The organism is Brevundimonas sp. M1A4_2e, assembly GCF_053345555.1.
Genome location: NZ_JBKFAI010000002.1, coordinates 248,086 through 268,690, shown reverse-complemented (window position 1 = coordinate 268,690; position 20,605 = coordinate 248,086). Strand labels below are relative to the sequence as shown.

Below are 20,605 nucleotides of genomic sequence, written 5' to 3'. Positions count from 1 at the left end.
GCGGCGCAGCCGACGAGACGGAGGGGCCGCCTCCTCAAGCGCAGAAGCCCTTCCACCGCTACGCGGTCCCCCTCCCCATTCCATGGGTAGGAGAACTCAGCCCTGCGGCTTCACGAACTCGCCTTCGATGTGCAGCTTCACCTCATCGCCCAGCGCGGGCAGGCCGAAGTTGATGCCGAAGTCGGACCGCTTGATCGTCGCCTCGCCGTCGAACCCGGCCTTGTAGCCGCCGCGCGTCGGACCGGCCTGATTGAACTCGACCTCCATCACGACCGGACGGGTCACGCCGCGCAACGTCAGATCGCCGTGAACCATCGCCTCGCCGGGCTCATCTGCGTCGATCATGATCCGCGTCGATCGGAAGGTGGCGACCGGATGGTTGGCGGTGTCGAAGAAATCCGCCGTCTGCAGGTGTTTGTTCAGGCCGTCGGAGTTGGACGCCACGTCGGTCAGCGGAATGGTGGCGGTCAGGGTGCTGGCGGACGGATTGGCGGGATCCAGCTTCAGCTCGGCCTGCACGTTCACGAACTGACCGACATAGGTCGAGAAGCCCAGATGATCGACCGACCAGGTGATCTTGCCGTGCGCGGAATCCAGCTTGTAGTCGCCAGGCTGCACTTCGGCCGGGACCTTGGTCATGGCGGCCTGGGCGACGACCGCGCCGCCTGTCAGCAGGCTAAGCGCCACGCCGGCGGCGCCGATGCGGCCGAGAGCCGAGCGAGGGATGAAACCTTGATTGAAAGTCATAGGGCTGCCTCCAGGAAGACGATGATTCGGCGTTGGCGAAAGGAAGCGCGGCCCGGCGCCGTCGGGCCTGAACAGCGTTGCAACAGCGCCGTCGGTTGACAGTTGGTTCCGTCGGGGCCATGTGCCCGCCCTCGACCTCCTCGCTGCCACAGGCCCGCCCGAAACGCCATGACCTACATCGTCACCGACGCCTGCGTGAAATGTAAGTTCATGGACTGCGTCGAGGTGTGTCCGGTGGACTGCTTCTACGAGGGCGAGAACTTCCTGGTCATCGCCCCTGACGAGTGCATCGACTGCGGCGTGTGCGAGCCCGAGTGCCCCGTCGACGCCATCGTCCCCGACACCGAGGACGAACCGGACGGCAAGTGGCTGCAGGTCAACGCCGAATACGCCAAGGTCTGGCCCAACATCACGGTCAAGGGCGTCCCCCCGGCGGACCGCGAGCAGTACGAACGCGAAACCGGCAAGTTCGAGAAGTATTTCAGCCCCAAGCCGGGCAAAGGCTCCTAAGAAGTCGCCACATTGCAGTCACAATGTGCCAGTCGTCGCCGACGGCCCTGTGGATGTTTTGAGATTTCCTAATTTTATGATAGGTTCCTCCCTATTCGAAACGGGCGGTACCGCAAGTCTGCGCGCCGCCCGCATTTACGACAGAACCTCGCCGCGAGGACGGGGTCGGCCAGAGGTTCGGTGATCCTTTTTCGCGTCTGACAATACCACCTCCGCTCAACCGCCTGGCTCCTTGCCCGGCGGACGGGCGGATTTTGCTTTGAAAGACACGGCGGAGATCTCGCCCTTCGGTTCGGGAAAGGAATGACATGACGAGCAAGACCGGTCTGGAATTCAAGGTTGGCGATGCGGTGGTCTATCCCGCGCACGGCGTCGGCAAGGTCGCCGCGATCGAGACTCAGGAAGTCGCCGGCATGGCGCTCGAGGTCTACGTCGTGACCTTCGAGCACGAAAAAATGACCCTGCGCGTCCCGACCAAAAAGGCCAAGACCGCCGGTCTGCGCACCCTGGCCGCCGACGACACCGTGTCCAAGGCCCTGACCACGTTGAAGGGCCGCGCCCGCGTCAAGCGCACCATGTGGTCGCGTCGCGCCCAGGAATATGAAGCCAAGATCAACTCGGGCGACCTGATCTCGATCGCCGAGGTGGTCCGCGATCTGCACCGCGCCGACACCCAGCCGGAACAGTCCTATTCGGAGCGTCAGCTCTATGAATCGGCTCTGGATCGCATGGCCCGTGAAGTCGCCGCTGCGAACAAGATCGACAAGGACGCCGCCATGGCTCTGCTGGGCAAGTCGCTCAGCGCCAAGAAGCCGGTGGCTCCTGCGGCCGAAGAGGCTGAAGCCGCCTGATCTAAGGCGCCTGCCGATAATGAAAAAGGCCCGGCGGCGACGCCGGGCCTTTTGTTTTGGGCCGAACCGCTGAGTTTAGAAATACTCCGCACCGGCCGGGCATTGGGCGGCCAGCCGCCGCGCCGTGATGCTGGCGGGGATGTAGGGCGTCCCGCGCGCCAGCTGGGCGCCGCCGTTGAAGCGGAAGGCCTGCTCCTCATAGGTCCCGTTCAGACGCACGTTGATGCGCCGGCCCTTGCGATCCTGACAGCTGCCTTCAAAGCGGGCCTTGCCGTCGCCGACCTCGCGCGTGGGGTAGGTGCAGCGCCATTTACGCGTCGACAGGCCGCCGAAGAAGCGGTTGATCTCGCTGGGACGAACGCATTTCTGCTCGGTGTCGCGAGCGCCCATCACGCTCGTAGTGTATTCCCAATAGCCGGGCAGGACCTCGGATTGGGCGGCCGACTGGGCCTGGGGCGCCGACGCGGGCGCGGCCAGCATAACAGCGCCCGCGACCATGGGGGCGGCGACGGCCATCAGCTTGGCCAGGTTGGGCAGGGTCTTCATGGATTTGCCGTTCATGGGACTCATCATGGGGTTCTCTATATAGTCAGGGCTTGAACGGCTGCTGAACGAAGGTGATCCCTCGCCTTCACAATGACTCGACGCGTACTGCGCCACGACTCCGGCCTTGACGCCCGACGATTCATTCCTCTATACGGCCCCCTCTCGCGTAGGCCTCCTTGGCTTGCCGCGCCCCTGTTTCATGCGTCCGCGCCGGTATTGCGGATGTGACCTTGAGGATCTTCAGATGTCGCGTCGCTGCGAACTCACCGGTATCGGCCCCATGGTCGGCAATCACGTGAGCCACTCCAACATCAAGACCAAGCGTCGTTTCCTGCCGTCGTTGAAGACGGTCAAGGTTCAGTCGGACGCTCTGGGCCAAACCTTCTCGCTGCGTATCTCGAACGCCGCGCTTCGCACCCTGGACTTCAAGGGCGGCCTGGACGCCTTCATCGTCAAGGCGCGCGACGAGCAGCTGTCGATCGCCGCCCTGCGCATCAAGCGTCAGGTCCGCGCCAAGCTGGCCGAGCAAGCCGCCGCCTGATTGGCGTCAGCTGACGGATTTTGAAGAGGCCGGTGGAAACACCGGCCTTTTTCTTTTGAGCGCGCTCCCGCTACCCTCACGGCTCGTCCAGCCGGAGCCACAGCCTTGCGTCCTCTCGCCGCCCTCTGCCTGACCACGGCCCTATTGTCGTCCCCAGCCTTCGCCCAGGAGGCCGCGCGCGAAACCTCCGCCTTCACCCTGTCCAGCGGCACGCCGCGTACGCCTGAACAACTGGCCCTGCGTTTCGACAAGGCGGACCTGTCGTTCAAACTGCTGCCCGAGACGCAGTCGCTGGAAGGCGTCGCCGTTCTGGACTTCACCGCCACAGCGCCGACGGCCGCGGTCGTGGTCGAGTTGGACGCCGTCTTCGCCATCGCCGCCGTCACCGTGGACGGTCAGGCGGTCGCCGACTGGTCCAACCCCGAGGGACGGCTGACCATCCCCCTGCCCCGCCCTCTTAAGATCGGGGAGACGGCCAACGTCCGCATCGCCTATGCCGGCCGCCCGCATCAGGCCAAGCGCGCACCCTGGGACGGCGGCTTCGTCTGGACGACCACGCCCGACGGCCAGCCGTGGATCGCCAGCGCGGTTCAGGGCGAGGGCTGCGATCTGTTCTGGCCCTGCATCGATCATCCGCAGGGCGAGCCGGAGCAGGTGGATCTGCACATCACCATCCCCTCGACCCTCAGCGCCCCCGCCAACGGGCGCTTTCTGGGCAAGAGCGACAATGGCGACGGCACGACGACCTGGAACTGGACGACGCGCCAGCCCGACACCTACGCCATCAGCCTGAACGTCGGCCCCTATGTGGAGATGGCCGCCCACTATCGCAGCCGGTTCGGCAATGTGATTCCGCTGCGCTTCTGGCGCCTGGCCTCGGCCGATCCGGCCAAGGCGCAGCGCCTGTTCGACGAGTTCCCGCAGATGCTCGACTTCTATGAGGCCACGATCGGCCCCTTCCCCTTCGGCGACGAGAAGATGGGGGTGGTCGAGACCCCACACCTGGGCATGGAGCACCAGACCATCAACGCCTATGGCAACGGCTATAAGCTGGACGGCAAGGGCTACGACTGGCTGCTGCAGCACGAGCTGTCGCACGAATGGTTCGGCAATCAGCTGACCAACGCCGACTGGGACGACATGTGGCTGCACGAAGGGTTCGGCACCTATATGCAGCCCCTCTACGCCCGCTGGCTCAACGGCGAGCGGACCATGCAGGCCGAACTTCAGACCATGCGACTGACCCTGGCGAACCGCTTCCCGGTCGTGTCCGGCCAGTCGCAGGACGCGGCGAGCGTCTATGACGACAAGACCGGCCCGGCGCTGGATCTCTACTATAAGGGCGCGCTGATCGCCCACACCCTGCGCCTCTACATCGGCGACGACGCCTTCTATGAGAGCCTGCGCCGCCTGGTCTATGGCCGCGCCGATCCCAAGCCGGGGAACTTCCAGCCGCGCTACGCCACGACCCGCGAGTACATGGCCATCGTCAATGAGGTGACCGGCCGCGACCTGGGCTGGTTCTTCGACGCCTACCTCTACCAGGCCGCCCTGCCCGACCTTGTCATGTCGCGGCAGCACGAGCAGGTCACTCTGGAGTGGAAGACCGGAAACGGCCGCCCCTTCCCCCTGCCGGTCGAGGTCGAGGTGGACGGCGAGCCGCTCACCTTGCCCATGACCGACGGCCGCGCGACCTTCACCGCCCCCGAAAGCGCGCACATCCTGCTGGACCCCGGCTCGAAATTACTGAGACGGTTAGAATATCTGGAGGCGTGGAAAGCCTCGCAGGCGAAGACGAACTAGCGCCTGCGCGACACTCGCACCGGCCAGGGCGCCCGTTGCCCTATGCCTTGAGCAAGACCTCTAGGCGCGCCAGGCTAGCTGCGCCCGCTTTGTCGAAAGACGGCGGATGTGAGTTCCCATCGTCCCCAATCCCACGACAGGCTCGACGCAAGCCTGTCGCCTCCAGGCAGTTTACCGGGGCTAGAGCGATCCGTCCTTCTTGCGCCGCCGCACGGGCCGCCACCCGCGCGGGCCGCCAGAATGTGGCAAATGTGTCAAAGCGACGAAAATAAAGCGCAAAAAAGGCAAGACTCGACTTCTGGACCTAAACATGGCTTTTTCCGGGCGCTGTCATATGGCTATAGCTAAGCTCACGTCGACGATTGTGACGTACGGTAGCGGCCCAGGCTGGGGAAGAACCTTCAGCAATAATGGGCGCGCGTTCTTCAATGGGGGCCTCTTTTGAAAAAGAGATTTATGCGCGAGCAGTTGCTCGCAACGACAATAATCGGGGGAGCTGCGCTGGGCTTCATGGCGGCCACGCCTGTCATGGCGCAATCGGTCAGCGAGGAAGTGTCCGAGGTCAGCGCGATCGTCGTGACCGGCTCGCGCATCCGCCAGCCGGGCTATGAGGCGGCCAGCCCGATCTCATCGGTAGGGGCCGAAGAGATCGCCCTGGAGCAACCGGTCGCGGTCGAAGAACTGGTCAAGGACCTGCCGGCCGCCGTTCCGGCTGTCGGTTCGGCCACCAACAACGGCTCGGGCGGCGGCGCGACCATCAACCTGCGCGGCCTGGGCACCAACCGTACGCTGGTGCTGATCAACGGCCGCCGCGTGGTGCCGTTCAACCTGGCCGGCGTCGTCGACACCAACACCATCCCGGTGGCGCTGGTCGAGCGCATCGACGTCGTCTCGGGCGGCGCCTCGGCCGTGTACGGCGCTGACGCCGTCGCCGGCGTCGTCAACTTCATCCTCAAGGACAACTTCGAAGGGGTGGAGTTTGCTTCATCCTACGGCATGTCCGAAGAAAACGACGCCATCCGTCGTAAGGTCGACCTGACCATCGGCGGCAACTTCGCCGACGACCGCGGCAACGCCGTCGTCAGCTTCGGCTACACCAAGACCGACCCGCTGTATCAGGATCAGCGTCCGTGGGGTCTGGTCGCGCGCTCGTCGAACACTGGCGCTCCGCTCGGTTCGGGCACCTCGGTCCCCGGCCGCTTTGGCGTGACGCCCGTCGCTGGCGGGACCCCGCTGCCGTCCGGCGCCGAAATCAATCCGGCCACTGGCGCCCTGATCGGCGCGGGCTCACCCGGCTACAACTCGGCAGGTTATAACTACAACCCGTTCAACCTGTATCAGACGCCGCTGAGCCGTTATCAGATCAACGCCCTGGGATCCTACAAGATCAGCCCGGCGGCCGAGGTCTACAGCCACCTGACCTACGTCCAGAGCAACGTCTCGCTGGACAACGCTCCGACCGGGACGTTCGGCAACACCTACAGCGTGCCGATCGGCAACCCGCTCATCCCTGAACCGATGCGCCAGCAGCTCTGCGCGGCGCGCGGCATCCCGGCCGCCAGCTGCGTCCCCGGCGCCGCCGGTTCCACCATCGTTCCGCTGACCATCAACCGCCGCTTCACCGAGATGGGCAGCCGCCCGGTGGACTATGAGAACAAGACGGTTCAACTGCTGGCCGGCATCCGCGGCGACATCGGCGCCAGCTGGAACTACGACGTCTACGCCTCGCACGGCGAGACCGAGCAGCTGGTGACGCGTCGTGACTGGGGCTCGCTCTCCAAGCTGCGCAATGCGCTGAACACGACCTCGGCCACCCAGTGTATCGCTCCAGGCACCACCACCCCGGTGGCCGGCTGCGTGCCGATCAACGTCTTCGGCGCCGAAGGCTCGATCACCCAAGCGATGATCGACTACATCAACCTGGCCTCGATCAATAAGACCTCGATCGACCAGGATGTGATCTCGGGCTCGATCTCGGGCGTCCTGCCTGAGCAGCTGAGCAGCCCGTGGGCCGCCCGCCCGATCGCGACGGCCTTCGGCCTGGAATGGCGTCGTTCCGGCGCCGCCACGCGCGCCGATGCTCCGTCCCAGATCAACGGCGAAGTCCTGGGCACCGGCGCGCCGGTTCCGGATCGTGAAGGCCAGTTCGAAATGCGCGAAGCCTTCGCCGAACTGTCGATCCCGCTGGTCGAGAACCTGCCCTTCGTCCAGAGCCTGAACCTGGAAGCGGGCTACCGCTACACCGAGTTCGAAGCCTCGGGCGCCAAGACCGACTACGGCAGCTACAAGATCGGCGGCGACTGGTCGCCGATCGAGGACGTCCGCGTCCGCGCCATGTTCCAGCGCGCCACCCGCGCCCCGAACATCGGCGAGCTGTTCAACCCGCAGGTCACCGGCCTGAGCAACCTGGCCGTCGACCCCTGCCAAGGCGCCAGCATCAACGCGGGCCAAGCCACCTCGGCCGGCACGCTCAGCAACCTGTGCCGTCTGACGGGCGTTCCGACCGCAGCCGTCGGCTTCGTCGCGCCGCCGAACTCGGGCCAGGTCAACGTGCTCACCGGCGGCAACCCGAACCTAGGTCCGGAAGAAGCCGACACCTGGACCATCGGCGCCGTCTGGCAACCGGCCTTCGTGCCGAGCCTGCGTCTGAGCCTGGACTACTACGACATCAAGATCGACAAGACCGTCAGCAGCAACAGCGTCAATGACGTCATCCAGGGCTGCTACAGCACGGCTTTGAACCCGAGCCTGACGTTCAACGAGTTCTGTCAGCTGATCGGCCGCAACACGGCCAACGGCACGCTGAACGGCGTTGAATCCCCGGGCGTGGCCCTGCTGCTGTCCAACCTGGGCAATGAGCGGGTGTCGGGCTTCGACCTGGCGGCCAACTATCGCGTCGAACTGTCGGACTACGGCTTCGGCGACGTCGGCCGGATCGACCTGAGCGTCAACGGCAACATCGTCACCAAGAACGAGAGCCAGGCCACCCCGTCGTCGATCCTGCGCGACTGCGTCGGCTTCTACTCGACCTCGTGCGGCGAGCCGCGCCTGAAGCAGCGTTGGACCAGCCGTGCGACCTGGTCGCTGGGCGACTACGCCGCCTCGCTGCAGTGGCGTCACCTGGACGGCGCCGTGGTCGAGCCGGGCACCGGCAACTGGTACGCCCCCTACGCCAAGATCGACGCCTACAACTACTTCGATCTGACCGCGCGTTGGGACCTCACCGAAACCGTGCGCTTCACGGCGACGGTCAACAACCTGCTGAACGAGGCGCCCCCCGAGGTCGGCTCGAACATCGGCACCACGGCGTCCAACAACGGGAACACCTTCCCGCAGACCTATGATGCGATTGGCCGCTACTACACCTTCGGCCTGCGTCTGAAGTTCTAATCAGAACGAAGGTCAAACAGGGCGACGGGAAGCATTCGCTTTCCGTCGCTTCTGGAGCTGAAAACTTCAAGGCTCGCCTCGGCGGGCCTTTTTTCATGCCGCCCGGCCTAGGGTTCCAGCTCGATGTCCCAGTAGAGATAGTCGAGCCAGCTCTGGTGCAGGAAGTGCGGCGGGAAACGACGTCCCGCCTGTTGCAGCTGCCAGGCGCTGGGTTGGTGGGCGGTGCGGCGCAGGGGCATCTGCGCCTGGCCGGGCGTGCGGCCGCCCTTCTTCAGGTTGCAGGGTCCGCAAGCGGCGACGATGTTCTGCCACGTCGTGCGCCCGCCGCGCGAGCGCGGGATGACGTGATCGAAGGTCAGGTCCTGGGACGTGCCCGGCTCGCCGCAGTACTGACAGGCGAAACCGTCGCGCAGGAAGACGTTGAAACGGGTGAAGGCCGGCTTGCGGTCCTGGTCCACATAGGACTTCAGGCAGACCACGCTGGGCAGCTGCATCTCCAGCGAGGGGCTTCGCACGACCTTGTCATAGGTGGCGACCACGTCGACGCGGTCCTGCCACACGGCCTTGACCACCTCTTCCCAGGGCCAAAGCGACAAAGGGAAGTAGGACAAGGGCCTGAAATCGGCGTTCAGCACCAGGGCTGGAAAGCCGGACGGCGGACGGGTCAGGACCTGCATCAGGCCCTCCCGCAGATACGGGGGGTTATCGACGCGACAGGACTGAAGACACGTCTCCTTCCTTGGTCTGATGGCGAAACCCTACGCCTGATTCTCCCGCATCGCCATGACAGATACGGCGCGTTTTCGTGACGCGGCGGTCAGAACTCCTCGACCAGTTCAAAGCGTTCGCAGACCACCTTCATGCCCGGCGCCCAGGTGCCTTCGCGGCGGAAATAGGCCTCATGGGCGTGGCGCCACCATTCGTAGCTCAGGTCGCCCTCCCCCTCGGCCCGGGCGAAGTCCTCGCTAACCTGCTCGAAGGGCATGATCTCGACCTCGGTCGTACGGATCGCGCAGCGAGGAACGCCGGCGCCGTCCAGAATGACGCTGACCTCGCCCACGGTCGGCATGATGTCGGCCTCGCACGACGCCAGCGACGAACAGGTCGCGCGCTTGCCGCCGGCCAGCACCAGGGCCAGCAATTCATCAGCCAGTTCAGGGCTGTCGCCAAATGGCCAACGGGGCGCGGCTGCATAGGCGGCAGGAAGGTCGTTCATCTGCGTTCTCGTCAGTTGGGTTCAATATCGCGAAGCGGCGGTTGGGAAGGCGGGCAGGCTCCAGCCCCATTTCAGAGCGCCGGCCCGCACGCCGAACCCGGCCACGACAGCCACCGCCACAGCGGGCCATGTGGGAAGGCTCACGGCCTTCAGCCCGACGAACAGGGCCGCCGAGACCAGGGCGGCGGTGATGTTCAGCTCGCGCCGCAGCAGGATGGAGGGCTGGTGCGCCAGCACGTCGCGCACAATGCCGCCGAAACAGGCTGTCAGCACGCCCATGACGATGCAGATCAACGGCGTCACGCCATAGGACGCCGCCTTGGCCGCCCCCATGACGCCATAGGCCGCCAGCCCGACCGCATCCAGCCACAGCAAGGCCCGGAACCGCCACGAGCGCGCGCCCAGCAGCCAGAAGCCGACGGCCACCGCCACACAAACCGCCACATAGACCCAGTCCTGCACCCAGAAGACCGGCGCCCCGATCAACAGGTCGCGCAGGGTGCCCCCGCCCATGCCGGTGACAGCGGCGAAAAAGGCAAAGGTCAGAACATCGTGCTTGGCCCGGGACGCCGCCAGGGCGCCGGTGGCGGCGAACACGGCCACGCCCGCGAAATCCAGCAGCGGCAGCACCGCAGCCGGACGAACCAGGTCTGCGCCCGCGATCGGCTCCAACATCGTCATCATCCCCAGGGCGCCGCCGGGCGCCGTCTTCGGGGTCGCCCCCAGCCTTCATGAAGACGAGGATCAGGCGCCCTCGTCCAGCGCGATTTCGCCGCGCCGAACGCCACCATACCACCCCCAGAGCAAATGCGCCGCCACCGCGCGATGCGGCCGCCAGATCTCGGCCCGGGCGTAGGCCTGTTTCTCATTTGGACGGTCCTCGGCGCGGTCCGCCCAGCGCATGGCCTCCTGCAGGGCCACGTCGCCGCCGGGGAAGACGTCCTGTCGCCCCTCGCAGAACATCAGGAAGGTCTCGGCCGTCCACCGCCCCACCCCCTTGATGGCCACAAGGGCGGCGATGGCCTCGGCGTCGTCCAACCGCTCCAGATGGTCGAAGTCGATATGACCCTCGGTCTGGGCGCGGGCGATCTCATGGCCGTACTTCGCCTTCTGGCCGGACAAGCCGAAGCTCCGCAGCGTCTCGACATCGCGCGCCAGAACCGCCTCGGGCGTCACCTGCCCGTCCAGCCCCTCGACCACCCGTCTCCAGATCGAGGCGGCGGCCGCCACCGAAACCTGCTGCTCGACAATCATGCGGAACAGGCCCTCATAGCCGCCGGGCCTCAACCGCCATTCAAACACGGGCGTCGAGGCGTGGGCGCGCGCCAGGGCCGGATCGGCGGCGGCCAGAGCCTCGCGGGCGGCGGCGACGGAGGCGGGAGACGGAGCAAGGGCCATGGGATCGTATCGACAGAAAAACGGCGCCGCTTTAGCATCGCGCCATGCGTACCTTGGACGATCTTCTCCACCCGATCACGCCTGATCGTTTCTTCGCCGAATTCCACGGCCGAAAACCGCTGCATATCCCCGCGGAAGCAGGCGCCGCCAAGCGGGCCCTGCTGGACTGGTCGACGTTCAACGGCCTGCTGAACCAGCCCTCGATCTGGACGGCCCAGAGCCTGAAACTGGTGCAGAACACCCAGCCCGTGCCGCCCGAACGCTATTGCCGCACCGTCCAGACCCAATCCGGGCCGGCCTTCCGCCCCGATCCGGCCAAGGTGGCGCTGTTCGTCGCCGAGGGGGCCAGCCTGATCGCCGGCGACGTGCAGGATCTGACCCAGCCGATCGCCGAACTGTCCTCGATCCTCGGCCGCACCTTCGCCGCCAGTGCGGGCGCCAATATCTATTGCTCGTTCAAGGGGGTGCAGGCTTTCGGCGCCCATTTCGACCTGACGGATGTCTTCGCCGTTCAGACCGAGGGCGAGAAACTGTGGCGCATCTATGAGAACCGCGCCGACGCCCCGGTCGAGATGCCGTCCGACGTCGGCGACATGCGCCGCTGGTTCGACCAGACCAAGGGCCGCCTGCTGGCCGAGGTGATGATGCGGCCGGGCGACGTGCTTTACCTGCCGCGCGGCTGCTACCACGACGCCCTGGCCCAGGACGCGGCGTCGCTGCACATCACCTTCTCCATCGCCGCCTTGCATGGCCGCATCCTTTTCAACCTGCTGGAACAGGCCGCCATGCAGGACCCCGCCTTCCGGGCCTATCTGCCGCCATCCGGTCAGGACGGCGGCCGCGCCCTGCAACAGCACCTGGCGGGCCTGGGGCAGCGGCTGGCGCAACTGGCCGCCTCATCCGCCTTCCGCGATGAGATCGCCATGGCGCAGGAACGGCTGACGCCGTGCGCCCATCGCTTCACCCTGCCCCATCGCGAAGCGCTGACCCGCTACAGCCGCACCGCCATGACGGCCCCCGCCTACGCCGGGCCTGTGGCCCACGCCATGCACTGGGCGCTGTCGCAGCACGTCTTCAGCCTTGAAGACCTGATCGCCCAGTTCGACTTCGTGTCCGAGGTCGACATCCGCGCCGCCGTGGATCAGGCGGAGAAAGCAGGAGCGTTGAAGCGGGTCTGACCCGTTTCGCCGACGCCATGTTCGTCACCCGTTTCGCGCCTTCACCTACCGGCCGTCTGCACAAGGGCCATGCCTTCTCGGCCCTGACGGCCTGGCGGGCGGCGAAGGATGCGGGCGGGCGCTTCCTGCTGCGGATCGAGGACATCGACCCGACGCGATGTCGGCCCGAGTTCGAAGCCGGGATCTTCGAGGATCTGGCCTGGCTGGGGCTGGATTGGGAGACGCCGGTGCGGCGCCAGTCCGATCACCTGGCCGACTACGCCGCCGTGGTCGAGGCGCTGGAGCGGCGAGGCCTGCTCTACCGCTGTTTCCGCACCCGCAAGGAGATATTGGACGCCATCGGCGATGCGCCTCACGGCCCCGCCGAGGCCGCCCGGCCCGGCCCGCACCCGGCCGACGAGGAGGCGCGCCTGCTGGCTGAAGGGCGCCCCTTCGCCTGGCGGCTGTCGCTGGATCGCGCCAGGGAGGCGCTGGGCGGCGCCGCCTGGGACGGCTTGAACTTCATCGAGGAAGGCTCAGGCCCCGACGGCGAAAGCGGGCGCATCAAGGCGCGGCCGGAGACGGCGGGCGACGTCGTGCTGGCCCGCAAGGACGCGGGAACGGCCTATCACCTGGCGGTGACGCACGACGACGCCCTGCAGAAGGTCAGCCATGTCATTCGCGGCCAGGACCTGTTCGAAGCGACCCATATCCAGCGGTTGATCCAGGCCCTGATGGGCTGGCCCGCGCCCGTTTATCGCCACCACCGCCTCCTGGCCGGACCGGACGGCCGCCGCTACGCCAAGCGCGACCGCTCCGTCACCCTGGCCGAGTTGCGGGCGAGCGGCCTGACGCCGGATCGCCTGCGGGCGGAGCTGACGCCATGAGTTCACGGCAAGCGCCCAACAAAAAAGACGCGGAGGTCGCCCTCCGCGTCTCTTCGTAGAATCCTTTAGGATTCTTGGCCTTAGAGAACCTTGAGGTCCACAGCCGAGGTCTTGCCGCGCTGGGTTTCCAGCTCGTATTCGACCTTGGCGTTTTCATCGAGGCCCACCAGACCAGCCTTCTGAACGGCGGTGATGTGGACGAAAACGTCCGAGCCGCCGGTGTCGGGTTGAATGAAGCCGAAGCCCTTGGTGGGGTTGAACCACTTGACCGTGCCGGTCGCCATATTGCGTCTCCGTAAACGCGCTTTTCCAGGCGGACGTCCTTGCAGGATCGCCCGTCAGCCCATCTGGACAAGCTCGTTCAGGCGAAGGAGCAAGACGCGGGTTTGGACCCCACGTGAAATCCGGACTGCGCCGATGTTGTCACCCGACTATCCACAGCGGTCAACTGTAAAGCGAATCTGGAACGACGGCCTTTACAGTTAATCTCGGGTCCTTGCGCACACGCCTGTGGCGGCGGCGTCTAGATGAAAGTGGTCCCGATGCGCAGCATTATAGTCCGGCGTCAGGACATTTTTGAACAACTTGCACCCGCCGTCGCGCAGACGCCGAAGAAAGATTGCGCCTTCGCGTCCTGTCGGCCCCAAACCGTCCCAATCCTCCGCCACCGACACCCGGCGGCCATCCGAAAGCCTTACCCCGCTGACGTCCAGGGCGTTGGCGCGCGCATGCTGGCTGGGCCGCGCGGCCGCATCGCGCGAGCCATAAACTCGGCGGCAGGCGAAGGTCCCCAGGTTGTCGATCCGCGTCGCCTGCGACCCAAGGATGTCGCGCGACGCCGGCTGCACTGTCTCGCGATCCCACAGAAACAGACGCGCGGCCATGGGGCAGCGCATGACCACCCCCGCCGGATTGAGCGGCGTCTGCTCGCCGCCGGAAATCCTGACCGCGCCGCGCACCACGCAGAAGCCGCCGTCATCCTGATCCGGGACCCGCGACGCGGTCACGCCGGCTTGCCGCAGCAGGGTCAGGCATTGAGCCGTCAGTTGATCGGCGCGTTGCGCCGTGTCCGCGTCGGACACCTCCAACGCCGCGAGCTTGGCGGCGGTCGCCGCGCCGATCGGCTGACGCAGGTCCAGAGGCTTCCAGGGGAGGTCCTGAGCCGGCGCGAAGGCGTCCACGAGCGCGAACAAGCCGCAGGCGGCCAGAATCGCCGCCCATAGTCCGCTCCACAGATCCGCAACAGGGGTCGCACGCGTCGCCATAGGGGGCCAATGCATCGAACCGCGCGTTGATCCTTCAAGCGGGCCGCCTCTGGCGCGTCCGGCGAAATGGCCGCAAGGTCGATACATCACCACACAGGGACACGCCGATGGCCAAGGACGACTATGCCGACATCCTCGAAGCCCTGCAGATCCAGATGGTCGAGACTCAGGCCTGGGCCATCGAACAGGGGCTGAAGGTCGTCATCGTCTTCGAAGGGCGCGACGCCGCCGGCAAGGACGGGGCGATCAAGCGGATGACCGAGTACATGGCGCCGCGCCAGACGCGGGTGGTCGCCCTGCCCAAGCCGACCGAGCGCGAGACGACCCAATGGTATTTCCAGCGCTACGCCGCCCATCTGCCGGCGGCGGGGGAAATCGTGATCTTCAACCGCTCCTGGTACAACCGGGCCGGGGTGGAGCCGGTCATGGGTTTCTGCACGCCCGCGCAACATGAACGCTTTTTGCACGACGCTCCGCATTTCGAGCGGATGCTGAACCAGTCGGGGACCCTGCTGATCAAGCTGTGGCTGGACATCAGCCGCGACGAACAAGCCCGGCGTCTGGAGGAGCGCGTCGACCACCCGCTGAAGCGTTTCAAGGTCTCAGCCCTGGACGCCGAGGCTCAGGCCCGCTGGAGCGCCTATTCCGCCGCCCGCGATGAAATGCTGAATCGCACCCATTTCGACTATGCCCCCTGGACCGTGGTGGCGACCGACAAGAAGAAGACAGCGCGGCTGAACATCATGCGCCACGTCCTGCGCCGTCTGGACCGGCCCGGTCTGGAATGCCGCGAACCGGACCCTGCGGTCGTCTTTTCCGCCGATGCGGCGCAGGGGCGACTGGCGCAATAGGCGTCGTCAGCCGCCGAACAGACGTCGGTTCCTGTCGACGAAGGCGCGCATGGCCCGCACCAGCGGCCCGCCTTCGCGCCCTTTCAGATAGGCCCAGCCGGCGCCCGCCCCGATCAGGGCGCCGACGGCGTCGACGATCAGGTCCCACATGGTGTCGACCAGGCCGGACTTCTGGGTGTTGAGGCCGAACACCTGGTCCAGCATGAACTCCCAGATCTCCCACAGGGCGCCGATGGTCACGGCGAAGCAGAAGGCGAAGAAGGCCACCGTCAGGGGCGCCGCCTTCAGCTGGCTTCCCTGCACCAGCATCAGCATCAGCAGGGCGCCGACCAGGCCGAAGGCCACGGCCGAACCGCCGTGCAGCACCACGTCCCACCACCAGTAGCGCTCGTAGAAATCGCCCAGTTCGCCCAGGAACAGGGTGGCGCACAGGAAGACGGCGATGGCGGTGACGAAGCCGATCGGCAGATTCAGCCCCACGCGCGGCGCCAGCCAGAAGGGAACCAGGGTCAGCAGAAAGGTCCCGACGCCGACGAAGGTGACGCTGAACTCCCCCGTCAGAAAGCCCCCGACGGCCGCCCCCAGCAGCACCATCCAGGTCAAAAGCAGCAGCCACGGTAAAGGAGCTCTTGTGCGCGTCGTCATCCGTCCTGTCCGCCCGGCTGCTGTTCCCGATCACGACCCTGATCTGGACGGCTCGGGCGCGCAAGCCCGGCCTCTCCGATCCCCTCGCCTGTCTGGCCGGTGAAAGACCTTATGCAACGGCGATCTGATGCAGCCTCTTCACCCCGCGCCGCCTTGGGGGCTAAGACCAGAGGTATGAACACAGCCCCGCTTCCCGACGCCGCTGGCCAGAACTGGGTCGATCGGCATGCGCCCGAGCGTCTGAAGCCCTGGCTGAAGCTGGGCCGCTTCGACCGGCCGATCGGGACGTGGCTGCTGCTGCTGCCTGGATGGCAGGGGATCATGCTGGCGCTGAACCAGTACGACCGGCCGTTCGGCGGCTATGAGCTGTGGCTGGTCGTCGGCTTCGCCATCGGCGCCGCCCTGATGCGCGGGGCGGGCTGTGCGGTGAACGACATCGTCGACCGCGACTTCGACGCCCAGGTCGCGCGCACCGCTTTGCGGCCTATTCCGGCAGGCCAGATCAGCGTCAAGCAGGCCTGGGCCTTCGTCGGCGGCCTCAGCCTCATCAGCCTGTGCATCCTGCTGACGATGAACCTGACGTCGGTGCTGCTGGGCGCCCTGTCGCTGGGGCTGGTGGCGGCCTATCCCTTCATGAAGCGCATCACCTGGTGGCCGCAGGCGTGGCTGGGCCTGACCTTCAACTGGGGCGCGCTGCTGGGCTTCGCGGCGGCGACGGGGGGGCTGTTTGCGCTGGGCTGGCTCTATGTGCTGCAGGTCAAGCTCAGCGGCGACAGCTACTGGATGGCCGAGGGTCTGAACCGCATGGGGAACCTGGCCCTGTCGGCGGGGCTGCTCTATGCGGGCGGGCTGTTCTGGACCCTTGGTTACGACACCATCTACGCGCTGCAGGACATCGAGGACGACGTCATGGCCGGGGTGAAGTCCTCGGCGCGGGCGCTGGGCGGCAAAGTGAAGGAAGGCGTGGCCGTCTTTTACATCCTGGCGGTGGCCCTGGCAGGGGCGGCGGGCTACGTCGCGGGCCTGGGGCCGGTCTTCTATGTCGGTCTGGCGCTCTACGCCCTGCATTTCGTCTGGCAGGTGCGGCGGTTGCGGCCGGACGATCCGAAGCTGTCCCTGCGTCTTTTCAAATCAAATCGCGATGCGGGGTTGATCCTTCTGGCCGCCATAGCGTTCAACGGCCTAGCTTTCTGATCGAACCGTTCCAAAGGAGCCCGGCATGATCCCTTCGCGCCCCCTTCGCGTCCTTCTCGTCACCGCCGCCGTCGCGGCCTCGCTCGCAGCGTGCCAGCGCAATGAGAAGAAGGAGGCCCCGGCCGCGCCGGCCGCCTCCGCCCACGCCGTCGAAGGGCCGCTGAAGTACGACAGCGCCACGCCCTACGCCAAGGTCAGCCTGAGCCTGCCGGAGGCCGTGCTGTCCTATCCGGCGCTGTACACCCCGCTGTACCGCGACGAGGTGGCCAAGCTGAAGGAATACGCCGAGGGCGCTCAGGCCGACCGCACCGAGGCCGGCTCGCCCGAAGGCATGCCCCCCTATGAGAAGACCATCGTCTACGGCGCCCCGATCGAGACCGGCCGCCTGTTCAGCCTGATGCGGACCGACTTCGACTATTCGGGCGGCGCCCACCCGAACACGGTCGCCACCGGCCTGCTGTGGGACAAGAGCGAAGGCCGCCGCATCGCCGCCGCCGACCTGTTCGCCGACAAGGCCGACAAGACCAATCTGGAGCGCGCCCTGTGCCAGGCGGTGAACACCGCCAAGACCAAACGCCCCGGCGCCACGCCCGTCTCGACCACCAGCGGAACGTGGACCTGTCCCAAGCTGAAGGACGTGGCCGTGACGCTGGCTCCGGGCTCCACGCCGGGCAAGGCGGGGGGCCTGACCTTCCTGCTGGACGCCTATGCGGTCGGTCCCTATGTCGAGGGCGCCTACTACCTGACCCTGCCGCTGTCGGCCTTCCAGAGCGCCCTGTCGCCAGAGTATGCTGGCGAGTTCGCAGGCGCCCCGACCAAGGCAGGCGACGTGACCGAGGACTTGCGCCTGAAAGCGCCGGCCGCCTGATCAGGGCGCCCAATCGTTCCGGTTGGTCGGTCATGGTGAAGCGCCGGGCGTCGTCGACGCGCTTCAGCGTCACGCCCGGCGCCGTCGCCGTGCGTCCACGTCTCCCCCGGATGACGGTGACGCGGGAGATTATGAAGTAAGGTTATCCTGACTTGACGCGTCAGGCGTGCGGGTTCTCGAAGATGTCCTCGACCGGCTGTTCGAACAGGGCGGCGATGCGATAGGCCAGGTCCAGAGAGGGGTCGTGCTTTTCAGTCTCCAGCGCATTGACCGCCTGGCGCGACACGCCCAGCGCCTGACCCAACTGCTCCTGGGTCCAGTTCCTCTCGGCGCGCAGCAGTTTCAGCTTGTTCTTCATCAGTTCGATGACCGGATGAAGGGCGAGACCAGGCCGAACGCAGCCCAGAACAGCGGATAGATCAGCCAGGCCGGCAGATGCGGCGCCCCGGCGAAACTCTCGCCGAAGCCCCAGAAGGTTGCGACCGCCATCGCCAGGCCGGAGGCGATGATGAACTGCTTGGCCGTGACCATGCGCACGAACTCGTCGCTCTCGCGCATCAGGGCCAGGGTCGCCCAGATCTGGCCGACCACCGGCGCGGCGACCACGGCCGCCAGCGCCCACCCGACCGGCTGGCCGATGACGCCATCGAACAGGTCCGTGGTCATCATCGCCACGCAGATCGCCACATAGGCCGCCATAAAGCCGAACGTGCGCAGGACGTAGCGACGTCCCGCCGGAGCGTGTTGCTTGGAAAGGGCCGGCATAGCAGGTGCTCCTGACTTTATGTCATGGAAACCTGACACCACCCTCATGTCATGTCAACCTGACTTTTTATCAGCCTGTGCTGACTTTATTGCCAGAGGCTTCGGCGCCCCCTAGCTTGCCCTCATGCGTAGTCTCCTCGCCCTCGTCGCCGCTTTCCTGTCGACAGCCGCGCCGCTTTCAGCGGTCGCCTCCGCCCCCGCGCCATTCCATGCGGAAGACGTACGCGGCGCCCGCGACTACAAGGACCTGCCGCGCCTGGACGGGGCGCGCATTCGCGCCTGGCGGCAGTTGTCGGTGGCCGAGATCACCTTGCCGACCGCCGCCGTGGCCGAAGGCGCCGCTTCTGAAGACGCCCTTCGCATGCAGGGCCAGATCAGCCACCTGGACTATGTGGTGCGCCCTGCCGTCGCGCCGATCGACATGGCGCGGCATTATGAAGACGCCCTGCGCGAGGGCGGTTATGAGACCGTCTTCGCCTGCACCGGCATCGCCCGCTGCGGTTCCGGCATGAGCGCCTTGATCCTTCTGAGCGACACCGTGGCCCCGGCCGGCTTCGCCGACGGCGTGTTCAACGATCAGGTCAGAGTGATCGTGGCGCGCAAGGGATCGACCTGGGTGCTGCTGCATATGACGCGCGGGCCGGACAGGTCGCTGGTCTATCAGGCTGTCGTCGAGGGCGCCCGTGAGCTCGACTAGGCGCATCGCCGACCCTGCCCGTTTCATTCGCGACAACACCCGTCTTCAGCCCGTTTCGCATACGCCCGAGATTTCCCTGTGGCTGGCAGACGAGGTCACGCCCATCTGGCGCCTGACGGAAGAAGAGCTGGGCGAGATGGGCCTGCCGCCCCCGTTCTGGGCCTTCGCCTGGGCGGGCGGACAGGCGCTGGCGCGCTGGCTGCTGGACCATCCGGAGGCTGTAGCGGGGCGGCGGGTGCTGGACCTGGCCGCTGGATCGGGCCTCGTCGGCATCGCGGCGATGCAGGCCGGCGCCACCTCGGTCCTGGCCGCCGACATCGACCCCTTCTGCGCCGCCGCCGTGGCCGCGAACGCGCAGGCCAACGGGGTCCAGATCGCCTTCACCGCCGACAATCTGCTGGAGGCGCCGCCTGCGTCGTTCGACCTGATCTGCGCCGGGGACGTCTTCTATGAGGGGCCGATGGCGCAGGCGATGCTGGCATGGCTGAAGCAAGCGCGCTCGGCCGGGGCAAGCGTGTTGGTCGGCGACCCCGGCCGCACCTATTTCCCTAAGGAAGGCCTCAGCCTGTTGGCGGAATTCCGCGTGCCCACGACGCGCGAGCTGGAGGACCAGGAGGTCAAGCGCACGCGGGTGTGGTCGCTGGACGCCTGACGCCCCCTCAGGCGTCTCTCGGCAGGACGGTCAGCACCCGCGCCATATGCTGGTGGAACGCTTCCATATAGTCGCGCAGGAACTGTTCGGTGCCAGGGACGCTGACGTTTCCGTCATCGTCGATCAGGTCTGGCTTGAACTGGATGTAGGCCTCGACCGCGTTCATCTGCGGGGCCTGGAGGAAGCCCAGGATCGGGCGCAGGGCCTGTTGACCGACCGCCGTGCCGATGGCGCCGGGCGAGGCGCCGATGACCGCCGTCGGCTTGTTCTTGAAGACATTGGTCCCATAGGGCCGGCTGGCCCAGTCCAGCGCGTTCTTCAGCCCGCCGGGGATGGAGCGGTTGTATTCCGGCGTGACGATCAGGATGGCGTCGGAGCCCTTGATCGCCGCCTTGAAGTCGTTGGCGACGGCCGGATAGTCGGCGTCGTAGTCAGAGGAATAGAGCGGCAGGTCGGCGAAGCTGATCTCGCTCATGTTCAGCTTGTCCGGCGCCAATCGAACCAGCGCCTTGGCCAGTTTGCGGTTGATCGAGCCCTTGGCCAAGCTGCCGATGATGTAGCCGACGTTATAGGTGGTCATGACAGGCGTCCTGCTGGGTAAGGGCCGCGTCCACGGCCGCTG

The 20,605-nt window shown here is 66.4% G+C and carries 24 protein-coding genes; 12 read left to right on the top strand and 12 right to left on the bottom strand.

Annotation, left to right across the window (positions count from 1 at the left end; genetic code table 11):
- Nucleotides 1-96: 96 nt before the first annotated feature.
- Nucleotides 97-747: a YceI family protein gene (locus tag ACLBV5_RS05925; protein ID WP_447605095.1), complete on the bottom strand. Its 651-nt coding sequence runs from the start codon at nucleotides 745-747 to the stop codon at nucleotides 97-99.
- 168 nt (nucleotides 748-915) lie between these two features.
- On the opposite strand from ACLBV5_RS05925, the gene fdxA reads away from it, so the two are divergent.
- Both fdxA and ACLBV5_RS05915 read left to right on the top strand, forming a co-directional pair.
- On the top strand, nucleotides 916-1,257 hold the full coding sequence (fdxA, locus tag ACLBV5_RS05920) for a ferredoxin FdxA (RefSeq protein WP_003166185.1): 342 nt from the start codon (nucleotides 916-918) through the stop codon (nucleotides 1,255-1,257).
- 308 nt (nucleotides 1,258-1,565) lie between these two features.
- On the top strand, nucleotides 1,566-2,108 hold the full coding sequence (locus tag ACLBV5_RS05915; RefSeq protein ID WP_025978494.1) for a CarD family transcriptional regulator: 543 nt from the start codon (nucleotides 1,566-1,568) through the stop codon (nucleotides 2,106-2,108).
- 75 nt (nucleotides 2,109-2,183) lie between these two features.
- Here ACLBV5_RS05915 and ACLBV5_RS05910 read toward each other — a convergent pair whose 3' ends face one another.
- Nucleotides 2,184-2,669, bottom strand: coding sequence for a DUF3617 domain-containing protein (locus ACLBV5_RS05910; RefSeq protein ID WP_235599143.1), 486 nt, complete (start codon nucleotides 2,667-2,669; stop codon nucleotides 2,184-2,186).
- 229 nt (nucleotides 2,670-2,898) lie between these two features.
- Here ACLBV5_RS05910 and rpmB point away from each other — a divergent pair, with 229 nt between their 5' ends.
- From rpmB to ACLBV5_RS05895, 3 genes are all read left to right on the top strand, one after another.
- On the top strand, nucleotides 2,899-3,195 hold the full coding sequence (gene rpmB / locus ACLBV5_RS05905) for a 50S ribosomal protein L28 (RefSeq protein WP_003170390.1): 297 nt from the start codon (nucleotides 2,899-2,901) through the stop codon (nucleotides 3,193-3,195).
- Between the two features lie 105 nt (nucleotides 3,196-3,300).
- Complete coding sequence (locus tag ACLBV5_RS05900) at nucleotides 3,301-4,998, top strand: M1 family metallopeptidase (protein WP_447605094.1); 1,698 nt, start codon at nucleotides 3,301-3,303, stop codon at nucleotides 4,996-4,998.
- A 510-nt stretch (nucleotides 4,999-5,508) separates the two neighbouring features.
- Nucleotides 5,509-8,388 (top strand): TonB-dependent receptor domain-containing protein, encoded by a 2,880-nt coding sequence (locus tag ACLBV5_RS05895; RefSeq protein ID WP_313631843.1) that lies wholly within the window; start codon nucleotides 5,509-5,511, stop codon nucleotides 8,386-8,388.
- 107 nt (nucleotides 8,389-8,495) lie between these two features.
- On the opposite strand, the gene ACLBV5_RS05890 is transcribed toward ACLBV5_RS05895, so the two are convergent.
- The 4 genes from ACLBV5_RS05890 to ACLBV5_RS05875 all read right to left on the bottom strand — a co-directional run bounded on the left by ACLBV5_RS05890 (nucleotide 8,496) and on the right by ACLBV5_RS05875 (nucleotide 11,002).
- A complete protein-coding gene (locus ACLBV5_RS05890) occupies nucleotides 8,496-9,068 on the bottom strand; it encodes an HNH endonuclease (protein ID WP_201105680.1) in 573 nt (190 codons plus the stop codon).
- A 137-nt stretch (nucleotides 9,069-9,205) separates the two neighbouring features.
- Complete coding sequence (locus ACLBV5_RS05885; protein ID WP_303683744.1) at nucleotides 9,206-9,604, bottom strand: ASCH domain-containing protein; 399 nt, start codon at nucleotides 9,602-9,604, stop codon at nucleotides 9,206-9,208.
- Nucleotides 9,605-9,625: 21 nt separating this feature from the next.
- Nucleotides 9,626-10,288: a trimeric intracellular cation channel family protein gene (locus tag ACLBV5_RS05880; protein ID WP_025978500.1), complete on the bottom strand. Its 663-nt coding sequence runs from the start codon at nucleotides 10,286-10,288 to the stop codon at nucleotides 9,626-9,628.
- A gap of 60 nt (nucleotides 10,289-10,348) precedes the next feature.
- Nucleotides 10,349-11,002, bottom strand: coding sequence for a DNA-3-methyladenine glycosylase family protein (locus ACLBV5_RS05875; RefSeq protein ID WP_025978501.1), 654 nt, complete (start codon nucleotides 11,000-11,002; stop codon nucleotides 10,349-10,351).
- A 44-nt stretch (nucleotides 11,003-11,046) separates the two neighbouring features.
- Here ACLBV5_RS05875 and ACLBV5_RS05870 point away from each other — a divergent pair, with 44 nt between their 5' ends.
- Entirely contained in the window at nucleotides 11,047-12,180 is a 1,134-nt protein-coding gene (locus ACLBV5_RS05870; RefSeq protein ID WP_447605093.1) for a JmjC domain-containing protein, read from the top strand.
- 17 nt (nucleotides 12,181-12,197) lie between these two features.
- The gene (gene gluQRS, locus ACLBV5_RS05865; RefSeq protein ID WP_447605092.1) at nucleotides 12,198-13,046 is read left to right on the top strand and encodes a tRNA glutamyl-Q(34) synthetase GluQRS; all 849 of its coding nucleotides are present in this window, start codon (nucleotides 12,198-12,200) and stop codon (nucleotides 13,044-13,046) included.
- Nucleotides 13,047-13,126: 80 nt separating this feature from the next.
- On the opposite strand, the gene ACLBV5_RS05860 is transcribed toward gluQRS, so the two are convergent.
- Nucleotides 13,127-13,330 (bottom strand): cold-shock protein, encoded by a 204-nt coding sequence (locus ACLBV5_RS05860; protein ID WP_003170380.1) that lies wholly within the window; start codon nucleotides 13,328-13,330, stop codon nucleotides 13,127-13,129.
- Nucleotides 13,331-13,528: 198 nt separating this feature from the next.
- Nucleotides 13,529-14,326, bottom strand: coding sequence for an extensin family protein (locus tag ACLBV5_RS05855; RefSeq protein WP_303705805.1), 798 nt, complete (start codon nucleotides 14,324-14,326; stop codon nucleotides 13,529-13,531).
- A 92-nt stretch (nucleotides 14,327-14,418) separates the two neighbouring features.
- On the opposite strand from ACLBV5_RS05855, the gene ppk2 reads away from it, so the two are divergent.
- Nucleotides 14,419-15,162 (top strand): polyphosphate kinase 2, encoded by a 744-nt coding sequence (gene ppk2 / locus ACLBV5_RS05850; RefSeq protein ID WP_447605091.1) that lies wholly within the window; start codon nucleotides 14,419-14,421, stop codon nucleotides 15,160-15,162.
- 6 nt (nucleotides 15,163-15,168) lie between these two features.
- Here ppk2 and ACLBV5_RS05845 read toward each other — a convergent pair whose 3' ends face one another.
- Nucleotides 15,169-15,807: a hypothetical protein gene (locus tag ACLBV5_RS05845; protein WP_447605090.1), complete on the bottom strand. Its 639-nt coding sequence runs from the start codon at nucleotides 15,805-15,807 to the stop codon at nucleotides 15,169-15,171.
- A 174-nt stretch (nucleotides 15,808-15,981) separates the two neighbouring features.
- On the opposite strand from ACLBV5_RS05845, the gene ACLBV5_RS05840 reads away from it, so the two are divergent.
- Both ACLBV5_RS05840 and ACLBV5_RS05835 read left to right on the top strand, forming a co-directional pair.
- Entirely contained in the window at nucleotides 15,982-17,001 is a 1,020-nt protein-coding gene (locus tag ACLBV5_RS05840; RefSeq protein ID WP_447605089.1) for a UbiA family prenyltransferase, read from the top strand.
- A 25-nt stretch (nucleotides 17,002-17,026) separates the two neighbouring features.
- The gene (locus ACLBV5_RS05835; RefSeq protein ID WP_134582391.1) at nucleotides 17,027-17,869 is read left to right on the top strand and encodes a DUF3298 and DUF4163 domain-containing protein; all 843 of its coding nucleotides are present in this window, start codon (nucleotides 17,027-17,029) and stop codon (nucleotides 17,867-17,869) included.
- A 160-nt stretch (nucleotides 17,870-18,029) separates the two neighbouring features.
- Here ACLBV5_RS05835 and ACLBV5_RS05830 read toward each other — a convergent pair whose 3' ends face one another.
- Nucleotides 18,030-18,227: a helix-turn-helix transcriptional regulator gene (locus tag ACLBV5_RS05830; RefSeq protein WP_025978509.1), complete on the bottom strand. Its 198-nt coding sequence runs from the start codon at nucleotides 18,225-18,227 to the stop codon at nucleotides 18,030-18,032.
- Complete coding sequence (locus ACLBV5_RS05825; RefSeq protein ID WP_447605088.1) at nucleotides 18,227-18,634, bottom strand: hypothetical protein; 408 nt, start codon at nucleotides 18,632-18,634, stop codon at nucleotides 18,227-18,229. The genes ACLBV5_RS05830 and ACLBV5_RS05825 overlap by 1 nt, the downstream gene beginning before the upstream one ends.
- Nucleotides 18,635-18,758: 124 nt before the next feature.
- Here ACLBV5_RS05825 and ACLBV5_RS05820 point away from each other — a divergent pair, with 124 nt between their 5' ends.
- Both ACLBV5_RS05820 and ACLBV5_RS05815 read left to right on the top strand, forming a co-directional pair.
- Nucleotides 18,759-19,331: a hypothetical protein gene (locus ACLBV5_RS05820; protein WP_303705802.1), complete on the top strand. Its 573-nt coding sequence runs from the start codon at nucleotides 18,759-18,761 to the stop codon at nucleotides 19,329-19,331.
- Complete coding sequence (locus ACLBV5_RS05815) at nucleotides 19,318-19,983, top strand: class I SAM-dependent methyltransferase (protein WP_447605087.1); 666 nt, start codon at nucleotides 19,318-19,320, stop codon at nucleotides 19,981-19,983. Before ACLBV5_RS05820 ends, ACLBV5_RS05815 begins: the two co-directional genes overlap by 14 nt.
- 7 nt (nucleotides 19,984-19,990) lie before the next feature.
- Here ACLBV5_RS05815 and ACLBV5_RS05810 read toward each other — a convergent pair whose 3' ends face one another.
- On the bottom strand, nucleotides 19,991-20,563 hold the full coding sequence (locus ACLBV5_RS05810) for an NADPH-dependent FMN reductase (RefSeq protein WP_134582387.1): 573 nt from the start codon (nucleotides 20,561-20,563) through the stop codon (nucleotides 19,991-19,993).
- Between the last annotated feature and the right edge of the window lie 42 nt (nucleotides 20,564-20,605).

Excerpts from the sequence above, each read along its gene's own strand:
- ACLBV5_RS05925 (WP_447605095.1), bottom strand. The coding sequence starts at position 747 with ATGACTTTCAATCAAGGTTTCATCCCTCGCTCGGCTCTCGGCCGCATC.
- fdxA (WP_003166185.1), top strand. The coding sequence starts at position 916 with ATGACCTACATCGTCACCGACGCCTGCGTGAAATGTAAGTTCATGGAC.
- ACLBV5_RS05915 (WP_025978494.1), top strand. The coding sequence starts at position 1,566 with ATGACGAGCAAGACCGGTCTGGAATTCAAGGTTGGCGATGCGGTGGTC.
- ACLBV5_RS05910 (WP_235599143.1), bottom strand. The coding sequence starts at position 2,669 with ATGAACGGCAAATCCATGAAGACCCTGCCCAACCTGGCCAAGCTGATG.
- rpmB (WP_003170390.1), top strand. The coding sequence starts at position 2,899 with ATGTCGCGTCGCTGCGAACTCACCGGTATCGGCCCCATGGTCGGCAAT.
- ACLBV5_RS05895 (WP_313631843.1), top strand. The coding sequence starts at position 5,509 with ATGGCGGCCACGCCTGTCATGGCGCAATCGGTCAGCGAGGAAGTGTCC.
- ACLBV5_RS05885 (WP_303683744.1), bottom strand. The coding sequence starts at position 9,604 with ATGAACGACCTTCCTGCCGCCTATGCAGCCGCGCCCCGTTGGCCATTT.
- ACLBV5_RS05880 (WP_025978500.1), bottom strand. The coding sequence starts at position 10,288 with ATGATGACGATGTTGGAGCCGATCGCGGGCGCAGACCTGGTTCGTCCG.
- ACLBV5_RS05875 (WP_025978501.1), bottom strand. The coding sequence starts at position 11,002 with ATGGCCCTTGCTCCGTCTCCCGCCTCCGTCGCCGCCGCCCGCGAGGCT.
- ACLBV5_RS05870 (WP_447605093.1), top strand. The coding sequence starts at position 11,047 with ATGCGTACCTTGGACGATCTTCTCCACCCGATCACGCCTGATCGTTTC.
- gluQRS (WP_447605092.1), top strand. The coding sequence starts at position 12,198 with ATGTTCGTCACCCGTTTCGCGCCTTCACCTACCGGCCGTCTGCACAAG.
- ACLBV5_RS05860 (WP_003170380.1), bottom strand. The coding sequence starts at position 13,330 with ATGGCGACCGGCACGGTCAAGTGGTTCAACCCCACCAAGGGCTTCGGC.
- ACLBV5_RS05855 (WP_303705805.1), bottom strand. The coding sequence starts at position 14,326 with ATGCATTGGCCCCCTATGGCGACGCGTGCGACCCCTGTTGCGGATCTG.
- ppk2 (WP_447605091.1), top strand. The coding sequence starts at position 14,419 with ATGGCCAAGGACGACTATGCCGACATCCTCGAAGCCCTGCAGATCCAG.
- ACLBV5_RS05845 (WP_447605090.1), bottom strand. The coding sequence starts at position 15,807 with ATGACGACGCGCACAAGAGCTCCTTTACCGTGGCTGCTGCTTTTGACC.
- ACLBV5_RS05840 (WP_447605089.1), top strand. The coding sequence starts at position 15,982 with ATGAACACAGCCCCGCTTCCCGACGCCGCTGGCCAGAACTGGGTCGAT.
- ACLBV5_RS05835 (WP_134582391.1), top strand. The coding sequence starts at position 17,027 with ATGATCCCTTCGCGCCCCCTTCGCGTCCTTCTCGTCACCGCCGCCGTC.
- ACLBV5_RS05830 (WP_025978509.1), bottom strand. The coding sequence starts at position 18,227 with ATGAAGAACAAGCTGAAACTGCTGCGCGCCGAGAGGAACTGGACCCAG.
- ACLBV5_RS05825 (WP_447605088.1), bottom strand. The coding sequence starts at position 18,634 with ATGCCGGCCCTTTCCAAGCAACACGCTCCGGCGGGACGTCGCTACGTC.
- ACLBV5_RS05820 (WP_303705802.1), top strand. The coding sequence starts at position 18,759 with ATGCGTAGTCTCCTCGCCCTCGTCGCCGCTTTCCTGTCGACAGCCGCG.
- ACLBV5_RS05810 (WP_134582387.1), bottom strand. The coding sequence starts at position 20,563 with ATGACCACCTATAACGTCGGCTACATCATCGGCAGCTTGGCCAAGGGC.